At 66.0% G+C, this 17,508-nt stretch carries 13 protein-coding genes and 1 pseudogene; 3 read left to right on the top strand and 11 right to left on the bottom strand.

Annotated elements, in window-relative coordinates; translation table 11 throughout:
* Positions 1 to 58: 58 nt before the first annotated feature.
* Genes G0Q01_RS03460 through G0Q01_RS03440 form a run of 5 tightly spaced genes read right to left on the bottom strand, consistent with a single transcriptional unit; the run spans position 59 to position 5,090 of the window.
* Positions 59 to 1,165 carry an NAD/NADP-dependent octopine/nopaline dehydrogenase family protein gene (locus G0Q01_RS03460; RefSeq protein WP_164190378.1) on the bottom strand — a complete coding sequence of 369 codons (1,107 nt, stop codon included), beginning with the start codon at positions 1,163 to 1,165 and terminating at the stop codon, positions 59 to 61.
* Positions 1,162 to 1,749, bottom strand: coding sequence for a peroxidase-related enzyme (locus G0Q01_RS03455; RefSeq protein WP_164190375.1), 588 nt, complete (start codon positions 1,747 to 1,749; stop codon positions 1,162 to 1,164). Before G0Q01_RS03455 ends, G0Q01_RS03460 begins: the two co-directional genes overlap by 4 nt.
* Positions 1,746 to 2,237, bottom strand: a complete 492-nt coding sequence (locus tag G0Q01_RS03450; protein WP_108964787.1) for a hypothetical protein — start codon at positions 2,235 to 2,237, stop codon at positions 1,746 to 1,748. The genes G0Q01_RS03455 and G0Q01_RS03450 overlap by 4 nt, the downstream gene beginning before the upstream one ends.
* On the bottom strand, positions 2,234 to 3,718 hold the full coding sequence (locus G0Q01_RS03445; RefSeq protein ID WP_164190373.1) for an NAD(P)-binding domain-containing protein: 1,485 nt from the start codon (positions 3,716 to 3,718) through the stop codon (positions 2,234 to 2,236). Before G0Q01_RS03445 ends, G0Q01_RS03450 begins: the two co-directional genes overlap by 4 nt.
* A gap of 31 nt (positions 3,719 to 3,749) precedes the next feature.
* The gene (locus G0Q01_RS03440) at positions 3,750 to 5,090 is read right to left on the bottom strand and encodes an MFS transporter (protein ID WP_164190370.1); all 1,341 of its coding nucleotides are present in this window, start codon (positions 5,088 to 5,090) and stop codon (positions 3,750 to 3,752) included.
* A 400-nt stretch (positions 5,091 to 5,490) separates the two neighbouring features.
* Between G0Q01_RS03440 and G0Q01_RS03435 the strand changes: the two genes are divergently transcribed.
* Positions 5,491 to 5,955 carry an Lrp/AsnC family transcriptional regulator gene (locus tag G0Q01_RS03435; RefSeq protein WP_164190368.1) on the top strand — a complete coding sequence of 155 codons (465 nt, stop codon included), beginning with the start codon at positions 5,491 to 5,493 and terminating at the stop codon, positions 5,953 to 5,955.
* A gap of 148 nt (positions 5,956 to 6,103) precedes the next feature.
* Here G0Q01_RS03435 and G0Q01_RS03430 read toward each other — a convergent pair whose 3' ends face one another.
* The 5 genes and pseudogenes from G0Q01_RS03430 to G0Q01_RS03410 form a co-directional block, all read right to left on the bottom strand.
* Positions 6,104 to 9,703 (bottom strand): PD40 domain-containing protein, encoded by a 3,600-nt coding sequence (locus G0Q01_RS03430; RefSeq protein WP_164190366.1) that lies wholly within the window; start codon positions 9,701 to 9,703, stop codon positions 6,104 to 6,106.
* A 481-nt stretch (positions 9,704 to 10,184) separates the two neighbouring features.
* Positions 10,185 to 10,322, bottom strand: a pseudogene (locus tag G0Q01_RS27270) (IS21 family transposase); the annotation flags it as partial.
* Between the two features lie 104 nt (positions 10,323 to 10,426).
* On the bottom strand, positions 10,427 to 11,224 hold the full coding sequence (locus G0Q01_RS03420; protein WP_164190361.1) for an ABC transporter ATP-binding protein: 798 nt from the start codon (positions 11,222 to 11,224) through the stop codon (positions 10,427 to 10,429).
* A complete protein-coding gene (locus tag G0Q01_RS03415) occupies positions 11,218 to 12,285 on the bottom strand; it encodes an iron ABC transporter permease (RefSeq protein ID WP_164190359.1) in 1,068 nt (355 codons plus the stop codon). The genes G0Q01_RS03420 and G0Q01_RS03415 overlap by 7 nt, the downstream gene beginning before the upstream one ends.
* The gene (locus G0Q01_RS03410) at positions 12,278 to 13,402 is read right to left on the bottom strand and encodes an ABC transporter substrate-binding protein (RefSeq protein ID WP_164213015.1); all 1,125 of its coding nucleotides are present in this window, start codon (positions 13,400 to 13,402) and stop codon (positions 12,278 to 12,280) included. The genes G0Q01_RS03415 and G0Q01_RS03410 overlap by 8 nt, the downstream gene beginning before the upstream one ends.
* 295 nt (positions 13,403 to 13,697) lie before the next feature.
* On the opposite strand from G0Q01_RS03410, the gene G0Q01_RS03405 reads away from it, so the two are divergent.
* Both G0Q01_RS03405 and G0Q01_RS03400 read left to right on the top strand, forming a co-directional pair.
* A complete protein-coding gene (locus G0Q01_RS03405) occupies positions 13,698 to 14,150 on the top strand; it encodes a (2Fe-2S)-binding protein (protein WP_164190354.1) in 453 nt (150 codons plus the stop codon).
* A 3-nt stretch (positions 14,151 to 14,153) separates the two neighbouring features.
* Positions 14,154 to 16,454, top strand: a complete 2,301-nt coding sequence (locus tag G0Q01_RS03400) for a molybdopterin cofactor-binding domain-containing protein (RefSeq protein WP_164213014.1) — start codon at positions 14,154 to 14,156, stop codon at positions 16,452 to 16,454.
* 173 nt (positions 16,455 to 16,627) lie between these two features.
* On the opposite strand, the gene G0Q01_RS03395 is transcribed toward G0Q01_RS03400, so the two are convergent.
* Entirely contained in the window at positions 16,628 to 17,410 is a 783-nt protein-coding gene (locus G0Q01_RS03395; protein WP_164190349.1) for a hypothetical protein, read from the bottom strand.
* Positions 17,411 to 17,508 lie beyond the last annotated feature (98 nt).

Here is a 17,508-nt window from a genome sequence, read left to right as displayed (position 1 = left end):
GTCTGGTTGAGATCGGCGCCGGCCCGTCGACCAGCGTCTGTGTAGCCACGCCAGCTCGTCAGCCGGCGCTGGCCCGGTGCTGCTCCGGGCCCGGACGCCGCCCCGACAGGGCCAGCTCCCGCATTTCGTCAAGACTCAGATCGCCCAGAGATAGGGCAGACAACAGCTCGTTTTCCTGTTCGAAGTTTCGGCCATACATGGCCGAGAACAGCTTGACCCCCGAGCGGTGCAGCTCCGCCGGCACGCCGATGAGGTCGCCTAGCACGACCGTCGGCACCAGCCCGTAGGGCACGTCCTCGGTGATGTAGCGGCTGTCGGCGGTGGCCGGGCCCTGCCCTCCGGTGCCCGCCGCGACCAGCGCAGCGTTCATTTCGTGGATAGACGCGACCGGCACGTGGTAACTCTGGTGGTAGTGCTCAAAGATGGTCTTCACGCTCAGCCCCAGCGCCTCGGCGATGGCCAGACGCTCAGCGTCAAGCGCCTCCATCAACCGCCCCACGTTGCGCGTGACGTTGCCGGCCTGCGACCAGACCTCCCCATGTTCCATGCGGGTCATGTTGCCGAGCGCGATGCCCATGTGGTTCTGCGGATTGAGGTTCGACAGGGCGATGGCCAGAAGCCCGTCGCGCGGCACGAAGACATCGCCAAACAGCGCCTGGCAGGTCCGGAGTGCCTGGGTCTGCGCGTCGGCCGGTACAGTGCACATATCGATCTTGGCGCGGATGGTGTTGACGTTGCACTCCGCAACGCCGGTGCGGCGCCCGGTGAGCGCCGTGGTGCCCCAGGCCGTGATCGGCAGCGTCAGGCCCCGCGCGGCCAGCAGCTCGGACAGGTAGACCGCGCCGAAGGAGGCATGCGACGAGACGATGACCTGCTGGCCCTCGGACAGGTGTGGCGCGATGGCGTCCATCACCGCCTTGTGGCCGTAGCCCGGCACGGCGATCAGCACCACGTCGCGGCCCGCGACCAGCACCTCGGCGCTGTCCGCCACCTCTGGTTGGAACACCCCCGACAGCGCGCCGGAGGCGGTCAGCCCCTGCCTCAGCCCATCGGTGCCACGACCCGAGGGAGACCAGAGCGCGGTTTTGTGGCCGCGGCTTTCCAGCACCGCGGCAGTGCCGAAGGCGATGCTGCCCGCCCCGGCGATCCCGATAGAGAGGCTCATGCGTCCACCTCTTGGCGCACCGGATCGCCCAGGATGTGCATCAGCCGGTTGGCCCAGCCGAAGAGCGCAGTCGACAGGATCAGATCGAGGATCTCCGCCTCGTCTAGCCCCACCTCTCTCAGCGCCGCCATGTCCTCGGGCGCCGCTTCGGAGGGCGCCGCCGAGAGCTTGCGGGCAAAGTCGAAGATGGCGCGGTCGCGCGGGCCAAGATCGGCCTTCTCGCCCTTCAGGAAGAGCTCGTCGGTAACCGTTGTGTCTTTGAGGATCTGCGCGTGGCGAGAAGCATGCACGGCAGCGCAGTAGATGCAGCGGTTGACCATCGAGGCGGCCAGTGCGCCGACCTCGCGCTCGGCGCGGCTCAGGCCCTGCTTGTCGTACATGATCGCGTTGAACAGCGGCGAGCGCACCTTCAGGCTCTCGACGTCATGCGCCAGTGTCAGCACGTAGTCCGAGACCTTAGTGTTTGACGGTGTAACCTGGAGCGCATCGAGCTGCTCGGGCGTTGCCTCCTCGAGCTTGACCGGCGTCACGCGCGGCTGCCAATGCGGCACGTTGCGGGTGAACTTGTGGATGACCTTGCTCATGCGCCCGCTCCCGTCATCAGCTTGAGCCCCGCGACCAGCCGCAGCTGGTAGGCCAGAAAGGCGTTGAGTTCGCAGAGCCGAACGATGTCGGCATCGGACACCCCCGCGGAGAGCAGGGCCGAGATGTCCTCGGCCGTCACGTCGCGCGGCAGCATGGCAACGGAATCCATGAAAGCGACGACCCGCGCCAGTCCCATCACCGCCCCGTCCTCCGAGGGATCGGCCAGCGCGGCATAGTCTTGGCCCGCCATGCGCGCGGCATAGCGCCGCGCGGTCTCTTCCTGCCCGTTCAGCCGTGCGATACGGGCGGCCAGCGCCGCGCGCAGGTCGGCCGGCCAGGCGCCGCAGTCTGCGGGCGCGAGCACGGCCTCCTCGGCGGTCTGGGTCATTTCCAAGATGTTGCCGCGCAGCTCTGCCGCGGCGGCGGCGGGCCCTCCTTCCGTCACACCGCCCATGGCGGTGCTGGTCAGGGTCGAGAGGTCGCTCATGCCACAAGTCCTTTGGTCGTCTTGTCTTCGCCCGGCAGCTCGCTGGGCGTCCATTCCTCGCCGTTCAGCTCCGGCGTCTGGTAATCCTGCAGGATCTGCCAGTGCTTGGCCACATCCTCGGCGTAGAGTTTCGCGCAGAGCTCGCGCGCCAGCCACGCCGCGCCTTCCGAGACGCCCGGGATGTCGCCGCTGACCTTGCCCAAGCTGGCGGTGGCGCCGTAGTTGAAGCAATAGACGTTGCCGAGCCAAGGCGCGGTGCCGGGCACTTTCTCGCGGAAGGTGAAATCCGGGTTGAGATAGGGGAAGCGGCCGAGATCGGGGCTCTTTTCATCCTCCGGCGGCGTGTAGACGTCTTGCCAGAGCTGTATCGCGTTGGCCGCCTCGCCGAACTCGCGGCGCATCTCGGGGTCGGTGACGAAGCCGGTGCCGAGGATCAGGAATTCCGCGGTGTAGCTGCTGCCGTCGGAGAAGTTGATCCGCACCTGATCCCCCACTTGCTCGACAGAATCCGTGGCCTTGCCGAAGTGGAAATGCGCGTTTGGATGGCGACTCACGCGCACCGTGGATCCATGTGGCGGCGGGGTCTGGGTGGCGAAGCTGTACTGCATGAAGCGCCAGCGCCACGCATCAGGCAGATCGGCATAGCCACATGTGAATCCGTAGGAGCCGATGCCCATCATCTTGTTGATCGTCGGCATGTCCTTGCGGCGGATCAGGTGACGGACCTCGGCCGCGCCATGCTCCAGTGCTTCGGCGGCGTTGTCGACGGCAGAGGCGCCGACGCCGATCACCCCGACTTTCTTTCCCTTCAGCGCGTTGAAATCGATGTCGTCGGCGCTGTGCGCCCACAGCTTTCGCGGCAGCCCCGCCATGAAGCCAGGGATATTGGGCTTGCCGGTGCCGTCGCGGCCGGTCGCCGAGATCAGCTTGCGGGTCAGGATGGATTTCTCGGGTGCGCCGCTCAGGTGCAGGCGCAGCAGGTCGCCCTCGGGCTCGACCCGGTCGACGCTGACCTTGTTCTCGACCGGCACGTTCAGCGCCTTGCGATACCAGCGCAGATACTCCATCCACTGCGGCCGCGGGATCTTGTCGAGCTTCTCCCAAGCCTTGGTACCGAACTGCGCGCGAAACCACGCCTGAAAGGTCAGCGCGCCCAACCCGAAGGCCGGGCCAGTCAGCGTCTTGGGCGAGCGCAAGGTGACCATGCGCGCATAGTTCAGCCACGGCCCTTCCAGCCCTGCCGGGCTGCGGTCAAGCACACGCACATTGTCGATGCCCCCCATGCGTAGCGCCAGCCAGGAGACCAGGCCGCACATGCCTGCGCCGATGATCACCACGTCATGAACCTTCTCGCCATGCACCTCCCGGGCCGGCACCCAGGATTTTCCCGGGTAGCAGAGGAACTCGAGGTCCTCTTGCAGCCGCGCCTCGAGGGCGGCGAGGCCCTGTCCGTCGATGGCGGGGGTGGCGTGTTCGGTCATGGTTCTGTCCCTATCGTCTGGAAGTCGTGAATCAGGCGCGCTGCGGCCAGTGTCGGTGCAGTTCGTCGATGTGGAAGTCATGCGCGTGGACCTGCTCCGCGCCCTGCCCCGGATGGTCGCGCAGATGCGGATGGTCGGCCGGCAGGTCGGGGTGGCTGTGCGCCCGGACCAGCGGATCGGCGGCGGACCAGACGCGCAACGCGAGCAGGGTCACGGCGATCGACGCCAGCGAGAGTATACCCATCGCGTGGGCCGGGTCGATCGAAGCGCCGAGCCAGCCCGCGACGGGGTAGGCTAGCAACCAGCCGGCGTGGCTGAGCGAGAACTGCGCGGCAAAGACCGCCGGCCTGTCGCCGCTCCGGGCCGAGCGCGCCAGCACCAACCCACCCGGGGTCAGCACCAGCGAGGAAGCCAGCCCGAAACCGCTCCAGAGCAACATCAGCCCGGCCACCGGCGGCGCCGACACGAGGCTCAGAAAGATCCCGAGCGTGGCGAAAAGGAAGACCCCCGCAGACATGCAGCGGCGCTCATCGAGGCGTCGCACCAGCCGCGGCACGGTCATCGCGCCAATCGCAGCCCCGACGCCATAGCAGGTCATCAACAGCGTGTAGTAATGCTCGGCGTCTCCAAGGCGCCCCCCGGCAAAGACCACCGTGTTGACCAACACCCAGGCCATGGACAACGACAGCGCGAAGTTCAGCATAAAGAGCCCGCGCAACCGCGGCGTGAGCGCGTAGATGCGCAGGCCCTTCGAGACACGCTCAAGGAAGGGCGCCTTGTGCGAAACGTGGCTCGCCGGGAAGCGTGTGGTGAAGAGGAAGACCGCCGAGCCGAGGAAGCAGCCCGAGGCGAGGAAGAAAAGATCGTCCGCAGTCAGCACCTTCAGCGCCGCAGCCGCGATGACCGGACTGAGGATCGTTTCCAGCGTGTAGGCGATGCGCGACAGCGCCAGACCGCGGGAGTAGCTGTCCTCGTCCTCGAGCAGGTCCGGAAGCACCGACTGGAAGAGCGGCGTGAACCCGGAAGAGATTGCGAAGAACAAGAAGGCCAAAACCGCGATCTGCCAGCTCGAAAAAGCCAACCCCATGAGGGCAACGATGCCGAGGCGCAGGATGTCGATGGTCACCAACGTCGCCCTGCGGGGCCGGCGCGACAGCACTGTCTCGGCCAGCGGCGCGATCAGCACATAGGAGATCATCTTGAGCGCAAGAATGCCACCGAGAATGGTGCCCCCAGCTTCCGTGCCCCCGGCCTCGAAGGCGGTGAGCGAGAGAGAAACGGTCATCACCCCCACTCCGACCAGCGACAGGATGTGGGCGATGAAGAGATAGCGGAAGTTCCGCAGTCGAAGTGGCGAACTCCGCGCGATCATGTCAAAGGGCCCCGATGCGATTGCCAAAGATAGAACCGAGCCGAAGACGCCAAGCAAACGAAGTGCATTTCCTCGGAGATATCATACGACATTCCGGCTATGACCCTGCCCCTTTGTCTCTCGGTTTGCTTCAGACATGCAGCTAACTCCAAGCCCAAGGTAATGTCGACCAGAGCCCCAGCTCAAACGCCTTGAATTTATGCGAAAGAAAAGCAACTGCAAACGTCCGGTTATGCCATGGTTTTGCGGATATTTCCCACCACTCCCATGATCCGAGTACTAGAGCATGCGCCGCCCGCAACCTCTCAGAACACGTAGGTTGATACTTGACCAACAAATCTGGAAACTCACCACCTATTTTTACCTTTGCTGGTGAAATTTTCGCTCGTATGATCGAAAAATGGACCACAAACTCGATCAAATCGATTGCCGCATATTGGAGGAACTCCAGCGCGACTCTTCGCAGTCGCAGCGGGCACTCGCTGATCGGGTGGGTCTGTCGCAAAACGCCTGCTGGCGGCGCCTCAAGGCGCTCGAAGCGGCTGGAGTGATCCGCAACTACACGGTGCTTCTCGACCGCGAACGGCTCGGCGCCGGGCTGGTTGTCTTCGTGATGATCCGTACGCGCCATCACTCGGCAGGCTGGCTCGACCAGTTCCGCAAACATGTCTCGACGATCAAGGACGTGGTCGATTTCTTCCGCATTGGAGGCGAATACGATTACTTGCTGAAGATCGTGACGCGTGACATGTCCAGTTATGACGAATGTTACAAGCAACTCATTTCGAAGGTCGAACTAGAGACTGTGACCTCCTACTTTGCCATGGAAGCTATTGAGGAGCAGCGGCCGATCCCGCTGTCATGATTGCAAGATCTGCCGTCCTCCTTGACCGCCTGCAGGCGATCACCGAGGGCTGCCCCTTGCACGGTATGGGTGTTTCGCGGCCGGGCCCGTGGCAGGCCTGCAGCAGGGAGCCCGCGGCGACCGACCGATGGGCCGTCGCCGCTGCCGGTCATGACACCCCGAGCGCGTAATCTCCGGTGAAATACGCATAGACGCTGCGCGCCGCCGCAAAGACCAGCGCATCCGCCTCGGCCATGTACGACAGGTGCGCAGCGCTGCCGGCGTCGCCGTCGTCCGCCGCAAGCAGCCCGCCGGTGCTGTCGTAGAGCGCGAGTTCCGGATAGCTCAGCGGGTCGTCCCGGTCCGCGACGCCGCTCAGGTCGAACTGGTAGCTTCGCCCGGCCTCGAGCGACACACGCACCCAATCCTCGTCCCCGGCATATGCGATATCGCTGCGTAGGGTCTCTCCCACATCCAGCGTGGTCGAGGTCGAAGCATCTTCGGGGATCGCGTCGATCGCATCGGCGCGCGCGAGCGTCAGCTGGTAGGGGCCGACTCCAGTTCCAGCCTCGTGGCCGGAATCCGCGTCGACCTGCACGAAGACCGGTGTCTCGGCCGGGGCACGAAAGTAGACCGTGGCCAATGTGCCGCCGTAGCCGCGCGCGAGCACCGCGCCCGATGCGTCGACAAAAGACAGGTAGGGGTTCGTTCCCGGCGCACTGGAAAGTTCCGCGCGGTAGAGCGAGCCCGGCGCCATCTCCGCGCGAAACCAGTCGATGTCACCGGGGTAGCCAAGATCGCTCTCGACTGCCGCGGTCACCCCCAGCACCGCATCGGTGCTTACATGCCCCGCGATGCGGTCGAGATCTTCGGCCAGACCAACCGACAGGATGTAGCCCCCGATCTCTCCGCCGTAGAGATCATAGGCGTCGACAAAAAGCGGTCCGTTCCCCGTCGCGAGGAAAGGCAATTGCGCCACCGGCGCGCCGCTATCGTTGCTGCTGCCAAGGAACGCCCCCTCCGCCGAATGCAGATCGAGCCGCGGCGCGGCAATCGGCCGGTCCGACGCCGGATCACCGGTCATCGTGAAGACATAGAACTTCCCGGCCTCCGCTTCAAAACGGAACCGGTCGACATCCTCCAGGAACGAGAGTTCTCCCTTCTGGTCGGTGCCGAACTCGAGGCGGTGCAGCGTTGTGCCATCCGCGGGAACCTCGGGCTGCAAAAGGTCGGCGACACTGGCGCGCGCAGTATAGGCATCGGGAATATAGGCGAGCAGAACGTCCTCGCCGCAGCTCCGTGCCATCAGCCGCCAGTTCCTGACGTAGAGATCATCGGTCTCGACGCCGTCAATCTCAACGCGCAACCTGTCCACGCCGACCTCGAAATCGTAGAGCTTGTCGAAATGCTTGAGATCGGAAAGCACGACCACGTCGGCCCCTGGTCCGGTATAGATCACGTCGAGCCCCGGCCCCCCGAAGATCGTGTCGTCGCCCTCTCCGGCGCGGACCGTGTCCGCCCCGGAACCGGCGAAGATCAGGTCTTCGCCGCCGAGCGCCTCGATCCGATCCGAGCCGCCGAACCCCAGCAGCCGTTCGTCTGCATCGCTTCCCTTCAGCCGGTCGGCACCCTCGCTCCCGACCACATCGAGCAGCCTGTCCGTGAGGATAAGATAGTCGGTCCGCAGCGGCTCGCCCCCGCTGGGCGTGCCGACCAGTTCGATCCTGTCGCCCGGGGATAGATCGAGGTCCTCGATGACGCGCTCGGCAGCGCCGGCCCCGGTGACGATGGCGTCGCCGCAGGTCCCGTTCCAGAGCCAGTCGTCGACCTGGACGCCGTTCACGAGGACGCGCATCCGGCTCGCGCCATCGGTCTCGTCGAAATAGCCGATCGTCAGGCTGTAGGTGCCCTTGGGCCCCGAGAACCTGCCGGTGGCGATCGCCTCGCCGGACCCCGTGGCCTGCAGATAGGCCCCGCCCGAGGCCCAGACATTGTGCGACGGCGCGAAGCCGCCTTCGATGCCGAGCGCTTCGGCCTCGGTCCGGCCGGGCGCGATCTCGGCGAAGCAATGGCCTTGCGCGCCGTACTCGACCACGTAGCCGAAGCGCGAATTGGGGTTCGGCGGCACCCCGGCGTCAGCCCAGGTGCCAGACGGATAAAGCGCATGGGCCAGCAGGTAGTCCTCGCCCCCCACGTCGTTCGGCTCGTCCCCGCCCCAGTCGACGTAGCCGGTGGCGCCGCCGGAGCTGCTCCAGAACACCTGCCCCACCTCGGGACCGCCGGTCCAGCTCCAGATCCCCTCGCGCGCCGCATCAGACCCGCCAACCCAGACATTGGGCGGCGTCATCGACAGCACGAAGGCATTCTCCTCCTCCGAGGTGATCGTCGCCAGGTAGCCCGGCAGGCCAAGGTGATTGCGACCCTCGGCGTCGGCCCGGGCCTCGGCCCAAGCCAGCGGCTCCTCGACAAATTCATACCAATGGCCATTGCCGCCCTCGGCCTTGCTCCATTGCACGGGCCCTCCGAGCTGCTGCTCCTCGAAGCGGGCAATGAAGAGATCACGCTCGCCGTTTGTGTCGTCCGGGACGAGGTTCCTCGCGTAGCTCGTGAACAGCACGCCCGACCCATCCGGCACGAATTGCGGCCAGAAACTCTGCGCGTCACCGATCTCGCCCGCGACATTGGCCGACAGCACGGCGAGCGCGCCCGAGACGAGGTCTTTCACGAAGACATCCTGCGCGCCGTTGTCATCGCGCAGCGCGAGCTCGGCGGTATCGCTGTAGAAGGCGATCTTCGTGCCGTCCGGAGAGAACACCCCGCCATAGCTGTCGGCCTCCCACTGATTGCCGAGGCTGTCGATGGAGGCCAGCGTGATCTCTCCGGTCACGAGGTCCTTGATGAAGAGGTCCTGCGAACCGTTGCGGTCGCCTGCGACGAAATTCGTCGCGCGACTGGCAAACAGCAGCTTGCTGCCGTCGGGCGAAAAACTGCCTTCCGAGCTGTCGCCATTGCCCTCGGTCCCATCCGCCCCGACCGAAAGGCGCCGCACCGCGCCGGTGGTCAGATCCTTTGTGAAGATGTCGCGCACGCCGTTGCCGTCACCTTCGATCAGGTTGTCCGCAAGGCTCGAGAAGGCGAAGTTCGAACCGTCCGGCGTGAAACCGACCCCGACGCTGTAGTTGTTGGCAGCCTCGCCCGCGGCGTTGCTCGAGAGCATCCGGATATCGCCGCTGGCGATGTCCTTGAGGAAGACCGCGTCACCGACCATGGGAAGGCCCGGCACCAGGTTGGTGGCGTAGCTGGTAAAGGCGATCTGCGTCCCGTCGGGCGAGAAATGCGCGTAGAAGCTGGCGTCATTCCCCGGCTCACCGGCGGCGCTGGCAGAGACCAGCTTGTCCACGCCGGTGATCAGGTCCTTGAAGACCACCGTCTCCTGCGGACCTGTAATTCCGCCGATCGTGACAGCGAAGGTCGACGTGTAGGCCACGCGGGAGCCATCGGCGGAAATCGCGGGCTCGTAGCCTCCCGATTCGGGGTCCGCGATGCCCGGATCAAGCGTGAGCCGCTCAATCGCGCCGCTGGCCATCTCCTTGAGATAGATGTCGCCGTAGGAATTCCGATCATCGGGGACGAAGCCTGCGCCGGACTGCATCAGCAGCTTGGCACCGTCCGCGCTGAAGACCCCGCGAATGCTCGCGCCTTCGCCCTGCTCGCCGTCGCCACCTACCGAAACCCGCTCCACCGATACGACCTTCAGTTGCGTCGCCATGACCCAGCCCTCCCTTGGTCTGCCTGACGTGCTTCGATCCCCTGGCGTCGTCCGTCTCGGGGATCCCCGCATGAGACCACGCGCGCGCGCTCTTCCCGTTGACCTCGGTCAAGGCGGACCATCGAAATGGCCTCTGGTCGGTGGCAGACGCGGGGTCCCGCACTCGATCTGCCCTGTCGAAGAGCAAAAGCCCCGGCGCTGCCGGGGCGCTCGAATGTCGTGACTGCAGGGCTCGCCCCGTCGGCATCCGCCCGGCGCAAAGGCCGGGGGGCGCTCTCATGCCAGGGAGAGAGCCGCGTCGACACGGGCACTTCGGAAGAGCCCCGCAGGGTCGTAGCACCACTGAAGCGCCTCGATCCGGTGCCGGGCCTCCTCGGAGAGCGTCGCCTTGATCGCGCGGTGCAACCGCCGGGCAGAGAACCCCGGCCAGGCAATTGCGATACTCCTGCGCCAGCCGCGCTTCCGGCTCGCGCGGCCCCTAGACCGGCACCTCGAGCCCGCGCTCGAGGTGTTTCCCCACCGTCTTGCGATCCAGCCCGGTCTGCCGCGCGATCGCGCTGACGCCGAGGCCCTGCCGTTTCAATTCCAAGATCATCACGATCTCCCTCAGTTCCACCACCCGCGCGCCCTTCCATTGGCATCAGCAGGGATAATTCTGCGTCGCCGATGGTCCGGGGGGCATGCCCCCCGGACCATCGTCAACAGCGCCAAACTGGGGAAATTTTATCCAGCGCTTTTGGGGAGATTACGTCCAGCACTCACGCCCAGATCCCCGAGGCGGTGATCCACCATGAGCTGCGGGATGCCCTTCGAGCAGCGCTCGACCCGCGCCTCGACCTCGAAGATGTCGCGCAAAAGCGCGGGCGTGATCACCTCGCCCGTCGGCCCGCAGGCCGCGAGTCCGCCCTCGGCGATCACCAGGCAGGCGTCGGTGAAGCGCAGCGCGTGACCGAGGTCGTGCTGGGCGATCATCACCAGCAACCCCTGCTCGCGTGCGAGGCTGCGCATGAGCGTCTGCAGTCCGATCTGCCGCGACAGGTCAAGCGCCGAGGTCGGCTCGTCCATCAGCACGATCTGCGGACGCTGCACCAGCGCCTGCGCCACGCCCACGATCTGCCGCTGGCCGCCGCTGAGGTCGCCCACAGGACGGCCGCGCAGTCGCCCCATGTCAAGCAGGGCGATCACCCGGTCGACCTCGGCATGATCCTCGCCCGAGACCTGCAGCCGCCGCCCCTGCATGCGCGCCAGCAGCACCGCCTCGTAAACCGAGAGCGCCGGGCGCCCGCCGTCATCCTGCGGCATGTAGGCGATGGGACGGGGTGACGACGCACCCTCGATGCGGACCTCGCCCGCCCCCTTCAAAATGCCGAAGATACGGCGAAAGAGCGTCGACTTGCCCGCCCCGTTCGGCCCCAGCAGAGAAACCACCTGCCCGCCGGTCAGCTTGGGCGTCGTGATGCCCGACAGCACCTCGCGCCCGCCGTAGCTGGCGCCCAAATCCCGCAGCTCGAGGCTTACCATGCGCTGCCCCTCCGGCTGAGGATGAGGTAGAGGAAGAAGGGGATGCCGACGATCGCTGTGACGATGCCGATCGGGATCACCGTGCCGGGGATGGCCATCTTCGACAGCACCGAGCCTACCGACAGGATCAGCGCACCCGACAGCGCCGCACCGGGCAGCAGGAAGCGTTGATCTTCGCCCAACAGCATCCGCGCGATGTGCGGGCCGACGAGCCCGATGAACCCGATGGTGCCGACGAAGGAGACCGAGATCGCGGCCAGCAGGCTGACGATCATCAGCACCTCAAGCCGCACCCGGCCCGGGCGCACCCCCATGCTCTCGGCCTTGGCATCGCCGAGCCGCATGGCGGTCAGCGCCCAGCCCCGTCGAGTCAGGAGCGGCAGCGAGAGCGCCAGGGCGGCCGAGGCGATGGCGAGCTTTGGCCAGGTGGCCTTGGTGAGGCTGCCCATGGTCCAGAAGACCACGGCCGCCACCGCCTGCTGGCTGGCAAAGAACTGGATCAGCGACATCAGCGCGTTGAAGATGAAGACAAGCGCGATACCGAGCAGGACAATCGTCTCGCTGGTCACACCGCGCCGCAGGCTCAGCGCGTAGATCGCCAGCGCGGTCAGCATCGCCATCAGAAAGGCGTTGACCGGAATGATGTAGTCCACGGCGAAAGGAAAGAGCGCCACGCCAAAGGCCAGCGCCAGCGCGGCGCCGAAGCCCGCCCCCGCCGAGATGCCCAGCGTAAAGGGACTTGCGAGCGGGTTGTTGAGGATACTCTGCATCTGCGTGCCTGCGACCGACAGGCTCGCGCCGACCACCAGCGCCATCAGCGCCACGGGCATGCGGATATCCCAGACGATCACCTTCATGCGCTCATCCACCGAGCCGGGGCTGACCAGCGTGCGGGCCACATCGGCCAGCGCATAGCGCGCCGGGCCAAGCGCGAGATCGGCGCAGAAGGCCAGCCCGAGGGCAAGGCCGAGGCCCAGCAGGATCAACTGCCTGCGAAGCACGAGGGCGCGATAGAAATCGCGCCCGGTCTCCGATCCGGTTGCGGTCCCGAGATCAGTCATCGCTCAGCGAGACCCAGTAGCCAGGCGTGTAGTCCACCGGCAGGAATCGCGTGTGAAGTTCCTTCAGCGTCGCCTCGGGGTCGAGGTCCGCGAAAAGCTCGGGATGCAGCCATGTGGCGATCTTCTGCACGGCAACAAAGTAATACGGATTGTCGTAGAACTGATGCCAGATAGCGTGGAACTCGCCGGTCTCGACGGCATTGATGCCGGTCATCGCGGTGCGCTGGGTGAGCGCCTCGAGCTTGCCGCGCGCCACGTCCATGTCAGAGCCCGGCCCCATGCCGACCCAGTTGCCACCGGGAACGTAAGCGTCCCACTGGCCGCCAGTGACGATCACCTGGTCGGGATTGGCGGCAATGATCTGCTCGGGATTCAGCGTGCCAAAGGTCGAGGGCAGGATATCGCCCGCGATATTTGTCCCCCCGGCGATCTCGACGTAGTCGCCGAAGTTGCCGGGACCAAAGGTCATGCAGCAATCGTCCGAGTAGCCGCCCGCGCGGTCGACAAAGACCTTGGGCCGGTCGAACTCTGCACCCTCAAGCGTGTCGGTCACCCGGGCCATCTGCGCTTCGACAAAGTCGATGTACTCTTCCGCCTGCGCTTCCTTGCCGGTCACCTTACCCATGATGCGCATGGACTCGACGCTATGCGCCATCGGATCCTCGCGGAAATCGACATAGGCAATCGAGATGCCGAGCTTGGCCAATTTCTCGTCGTAGCCCGCGTCCTCGGTCGCCGCCTTGGCTTCGAGGTTCATCAGCACCAGCTGCGGCTTCAGCGCTGCAGCCTGCTCGACGTCGAAAGTGCCGTCCTTGAAACCGCCGAATGTGGGCAGATCCTTCAGTTGCGGAAATTTCTCGGCGTAGATGTGGTAGCTGGCGGGGTCCGCCTCCAGCAGGTCCTGACGCCAACCGACGACGCGCTCGAAGGGATCCTCGCGGTCGAGAATGCCAAGCAGATAGACCTGCCGCCCCTCGCCGAGGATCATGCGCTCCACAGGAGCTTCGACGGTGACCTCGCGCCCGGCGATGTCGGTAAAGGTCACGGGATCGGCCAGCGCTGCACCGGCGTGAAGGGTGAAGATCAGGGCCGCGAGGCCGGCAAGACGGTGCATCATCGAACTATCCTGTACGCAGGTCGAACTCGCGGCGGGCCTAAGTTATTTGACTAAATGAATCAACAATAATTCCCTACTGAAAAAGTCATTTTTTCGCGATGGGAAGGCGAAGGCGGGATGACCAGACCCGAAAGGGCTGGCAACACCGGTCGCCACGGACCTTGCGACTGCTGAGTGAGCGCCCGTTTTATGCTAGTATTGCGCAACCAGGCGGCGATTCTGAACTGAGCGTCTCCCTCTTCTTCGATCGCCCGTTTCATTCCGGCCGCCAAGAGTTGCACCGCGGGAGGAAGAAATGACCACGATTACGTTGAACGGCGTCGAGCAGGTCTTCGACGAAGATCCCACCATGCCGCTTCTCTGGGCCATCCGGGATATCGCCGGGCTCACCGGCACGAAATACGGCTGCGGCGCCGGGCTCTGCGGGGCCTGCACCGTGCATGTCGAGGGCAAGGCGGTGCGCGCCTGCCAGACCAGCCTGCGCGCTGTCGACGGCAAGGCGGTCACAACGATCGAGGGGCTCGACGCCGAGGGCAACCACCCCGTCCAAGTTGCCTGGCGCGATCTCAACGTGCCGCAATGCGGCTTCTGCCAGCCAGGCCAGATTATGCAGGCCGCGGCCTTTCTTGGCGAGACCCCGAAGCCGACCGACGCGGAGATCCTCGCCGCCATGTCCGGCAACGTCTGCCGCTGCGGCTGCTACCAGCGCATCGTCGATGCCGTCCGCCACGCCAGCACGGGGATCTGAGCCATGCTGAAATATCTTGAACCGCTTCTCGAAACAGGCGCCGCCAGCGTGCGGCTCGCCAAGGTGACCCGCCGCGGCTTTCTGGGGACCACCGGCGCCTTTGCGCTGGCCGCCTATGCGATGCCTGCCCGCGCCTTCGAGACCTATGACACCGGTGGCTCGGGCATGGAGCACGGGATCGTCGAGGATCCGCTGGTCTTCGTGTCGATCAACCCAGATGGCACGGTCACGCTGGTCGCCCATCGCTCCGAGATGGGCACTGGCAGCCGGACGTCGATCCCGATGGTCATGGCCGACGAGATGGAGGCCGACTGGTCCCGCGTGAAAATCGTGCAGGCCCCTGGCGACGAGCCGAAATACGGCAACCAGGACACCGACGGCTCGCGCTCGATGCGCCACCACATACAGATGGCGCGGAAGATCGGCGGCGCGGTGCGTACCATGCTCGCCCGCGCCGCCGCCGAGGAGTGGGGCGTCGATCCGGCGCAAGTTACCGTCGAGATGCATGAGGTGAAGGGCCCCTCGGGCCAGAGCCTCGGCTTCGGCGAACTGGCCGCGGCGGCGATGGCCCAGCCGGTACCCGCGCATGAGGAGGTCACCTACAAGACCGAAGCCCAGTTCCGCTACGTCGGCAGGGGCGAGGTGCAGATCACCGACCTTCACGACATCACCACCGGCAGTGCGGTCTACGGTGCCGATGTGATCCTGCCCGGGATGAAATACGCGGTGATCGCCCGACCTCCGGTGGTTGGCGGCAAGGCGCTTTCCTTCGACGCCGCCGAAGCGCTGAAAGTGCCCGGAGTCGAAAGCGTGCACGAACTGCCCTATGCCTCGATGCCGACGCAGTTCGCCCCTCTCGGCGGGATCGCCGTGGTGGCCAGCAACACCTGGGCCGCAACGCAGGGACGCGAACGGCTGAAAGTCGCATGGGAGCCCGGGCCGCACGGCGGATACAGCTCCGAGCCCTACATGGCCGAGATGGTCGCGACTTCCGAGCAGCCCGGCACCGTTGCCCGCGACCAGGGCGACGTCGATGCCGCGCTTGCCGGTGCCGCGAAGACCTTCACCGGCACCTACACGCAGGACCATGTCGCGCATATCCCAATGGAGCCGCCGGCGGCCATCGCCAACTACACCGCCGAAGGCCTGGAGATATGGGCGCCGGTGCAAAGCCCCTACACCACGCGCAAGGATGCCGCCAAGGCGGTCGGGCTCGACCCGGAGATGGTACGGGTGAACGTCACGCTGCTCGGCGGCGGCTTCGGCCGGAAATCCAAGGCTGACTATGTCGCCGAAGCGGCGCTTCTCTCGAAGGAGATCGGCGCCCCGGTGCGCGTGCAATGGACGCGCGAGGACGACGTGAAGCACTCCTTCTACCACACGACCTCGGCGGAGCGCATCGACGTCGCGCTCGACGAGAGCGGCAGGGTCACGGGCTGGCGGCACCGCTCGGTAGCACCGTCGATCATATCGACCTTCGCCCCCGACGAGGGCAACGTGCTGCCGCTCGAGCTGGCGATGGGGATGACCGACCTGCCCTTCGATCTGCCCAACATCCGCTGCGAACATGGCAAGGCGCTGGCCCACACGAGAATCGGCTGGTTCCGCTCGGTCTCGAACATTCCGCACGCTTGGGCCATCGGCTCCTGCGTAGGTGAACTGGCGCATGAACTCGGCAAGGACCAGCGGCAGATGTGGCTCGAGCTGATCGGCGCGCCGCGCAGCCTCGACCTCAAGGCGGCTGGCCTGCCCGAGGACTTCTGGAATTACGGAGAGCCCATCGCCGAATTCCCAATCGAGACCGGGCGGCTCGCCGATGTCCTCAATATCGCCGCCGATGGCATCGGCTACGGCAAGGAACTGCCCGAGGGCGAGGGCATCGGCCTCGCGGTGCACCGAAGCTTCGTCTCCTACGTGGCCTGCGCGGCGCGGGTAAAGGTGGCGGACGGGCGGATCACCGTGCCCGAGATGCACATGGCGATCGACTGCGGCTTTGCGGCGAACCCCGAGCGCATCGAGAGCCAGCTGCAGGGCGCGGCGGTCATGGGCATGACAGTGGCGCTGCATTCGGGGATCACCTTCGAGGACGGGGCAGTGATGCAGTCGAACTATTACGACTACGACGTCGTCCGCTCCGACAACTTCCCGACAGTGGTCACCCACATCGTGCCGCATCCCTTCTCGGTGCACGCCACCGGCGTGGGCGAGCCGGGGGTGCCGCCTGTCGCACCGGCCATCGCGAACGGGCTCTTCGCCGCGACCGGCGAGCGCCGCCGTCACCTGCCCATGGGCGTGGAGGCGTAGGACATGCGGGCCCGCGCCTGGTTCGCGGGTGCGGGCTACAAAACATGAGTCGATGCGCCGCTCGAAGAGCCGATCTTCGGCGGTGCGAGACCGCATCTCAGGATGGAACGTGGCGCCTCACGCGGGGCCCTTCTTCATGAAATGGGAGTTGCCTCCTCGCACCTGCGCCCAAATCACCGGCGCGGGGTGCGGAGCATCTCGGTGATCGGATAGCGCGCCGCCACGGTGTTCAGCCCCTGCCAGACCTGGGCCAAGGCCTCGGCGGTGAGGGGGGCGTCTGGCAGAAGGTAGCTTTCTCCTGCCGCGAAGGGCGCCGCGAGTGGCTCGGAGACCAGCGGCTTGCCCGCGAGGTGCGCCATCAGAACCCGCGGCACCTCGGTATAGGCCCCGGGAAGCGAGTGGAGGTTGAGCATCGCCGCCCCCGAGGCAATGGCTTGGTCAATCTCGTCGATGCCCGCCTTCATCGGCAGCGCGCGGACATCCCGGATCTGCGCGAGCTTGGCCTGCCGCTCGGCGTTGAGATTGCCGACAAAGACCAGCCCCTCGCCCGGGCTCTGCGCCCGCGGACCCGGACCGAAAACATAGGGGCCGAAGAGGAACCGCCGGGGCAGAAGCCGCGGCAGAAGGCCGTAGAATGGCCGGTTCTGGGGATTCCAATCGACGAAGAGGTCGGCCTGCAGGGCCAGCCGCGCGATGCGCCTGCGGGTCAGCTTGGTTTCTATGGCGCGGCCGTCCGCGTCGAGGATCTGTTCGGTCTGCACCACCACGAGCCGCCGCCCCCGGCTCCGTGGAATCCGCCGCGCGCGATGCGCGCCGAGCCAGATGTCGGTGGGGCCGAAACTCTCGGAGAGCGTGGCGAGACTGCCGCTCAGCGTGCGCGCCACGAGCGCCAGCGTGCGGTGCGTGGTCAGAAACCGCAGCTCGCCGACCTCGAGCGTTTCGATCGCCTTTGCCATGGCGCTTCCCCCTATACACGCAGGCCGGGCTAGCGCATCCAAGGCCCCCGGACAAGGCGAACCGCCGCGCAGGTCGCAAGACCCTGCGCGCGTGCCGA

Origin of the sequence: Salipiger sp. PrR007 (assembly GCF_010499845.1) — a bacterium.
Classification (GTDB): domain Bacteria; phylum Pseudomonadota; class Alphaproteobacteria; order Rhodobacterales; family Rhodobacteraceae; genus Salipiger; species Salipiger pacificus_A.
The sequence above is the reverse complement of the archived record's forward strand: the minus strand, read 5'-3'. Positions and strand labels throughout refer to the sequence as shown.

Coding starts and splice junctions, on each gene's coding strand:
- G0Q01_RS03460 (WP_164190378.1), bottom strand. CDS start 1,165: ATGAGCCTCTCTATCGGGATCGCCGGGGCGGGCAGCATCGCCTTCGGC.
- G0Q01_RS03455 (WP_164190375.1), bottom strand. CDS start 1,749: ATGAGCAAGGTCATCCACAAGTTCACCCGCAACGTGCCGCATTGGCAG.
- G0Q01_RS03450 (WP_108964787.1), bottom strand. CDS start 2,237: ATGAGCGACCTCTCGACCCTGACCAGCACCGCCATGGGCGGTGTGACG.
- G0Q01_RS03445 (WP_164190373.1), bottom strand. CDS start 3,718: ATGACCGAACACGCCACCCCCGCCATCGACGGACAGGGCCTCGCCGCC.
- G0Q01_RS03440 (WP_164190370.1), bottom strand. CDS start 5,090: ATGATCGCGCGGAGTTCGCCACTTCGACTGCGGAACTTCCGCTATCTC.
- G0Q01_RS03435 (WP_164190368.1), top strand. CDS start 5,491: ATGGACCACAAACTCGATCAAATCGATTGCCGCATATTGGAGGAACTC.
- G0Q01_RS03430 (WP_164190366.1), bottom strand. CDS start 9,703: ATGGCGACGCAACTGAAGGTCGTATCGGTGGAGCGGGTTTCGGTAGGT.
- G0Q01_RS03420 (WP_164190361.1), bottom strand. CDS start 11,224: ATGGTAAGCCTCGAGCTGCGGGATTTGGGCGCCAGCTACGGCGGGCGC.
- G0Q01_RS03415 (WP_164190359.1), bottom strand. CDS start 12,285: ATGACTGATCTCGGGACCGCAACCGGATCGGAGACCGGGCGCGATTTC.
- G0Q01_RS03410 (WP_164213015.1), bottom strand. CDS start 13,402: ATGATGCACCGTCTTGCCGGCCTCGCGGCCCTGATCTTCACCCTTCAC.
- G0Q01_RS03405 (WP_164190354.1), top strand. CDS start 13,698: ATGACCACGATTACGTTGAACGGCGTCGAGCAGGTCTTCGACGAAGAT.
- G0Q01_RS03400 (WP_164213014.1), top strand. CDS start 14,154: ATGCTGAAATATCTTGAACCGCTTCTCGAAACAGGCGCCGCCAGCGTG.
- G0Q01_RS03395 (WP_164190349.1), bottom strand. CDS start 17,410: ATGGCAAAGGCGATCGAAACGCTCGAGGTCGGCGAGCTGCGGTTTCTG.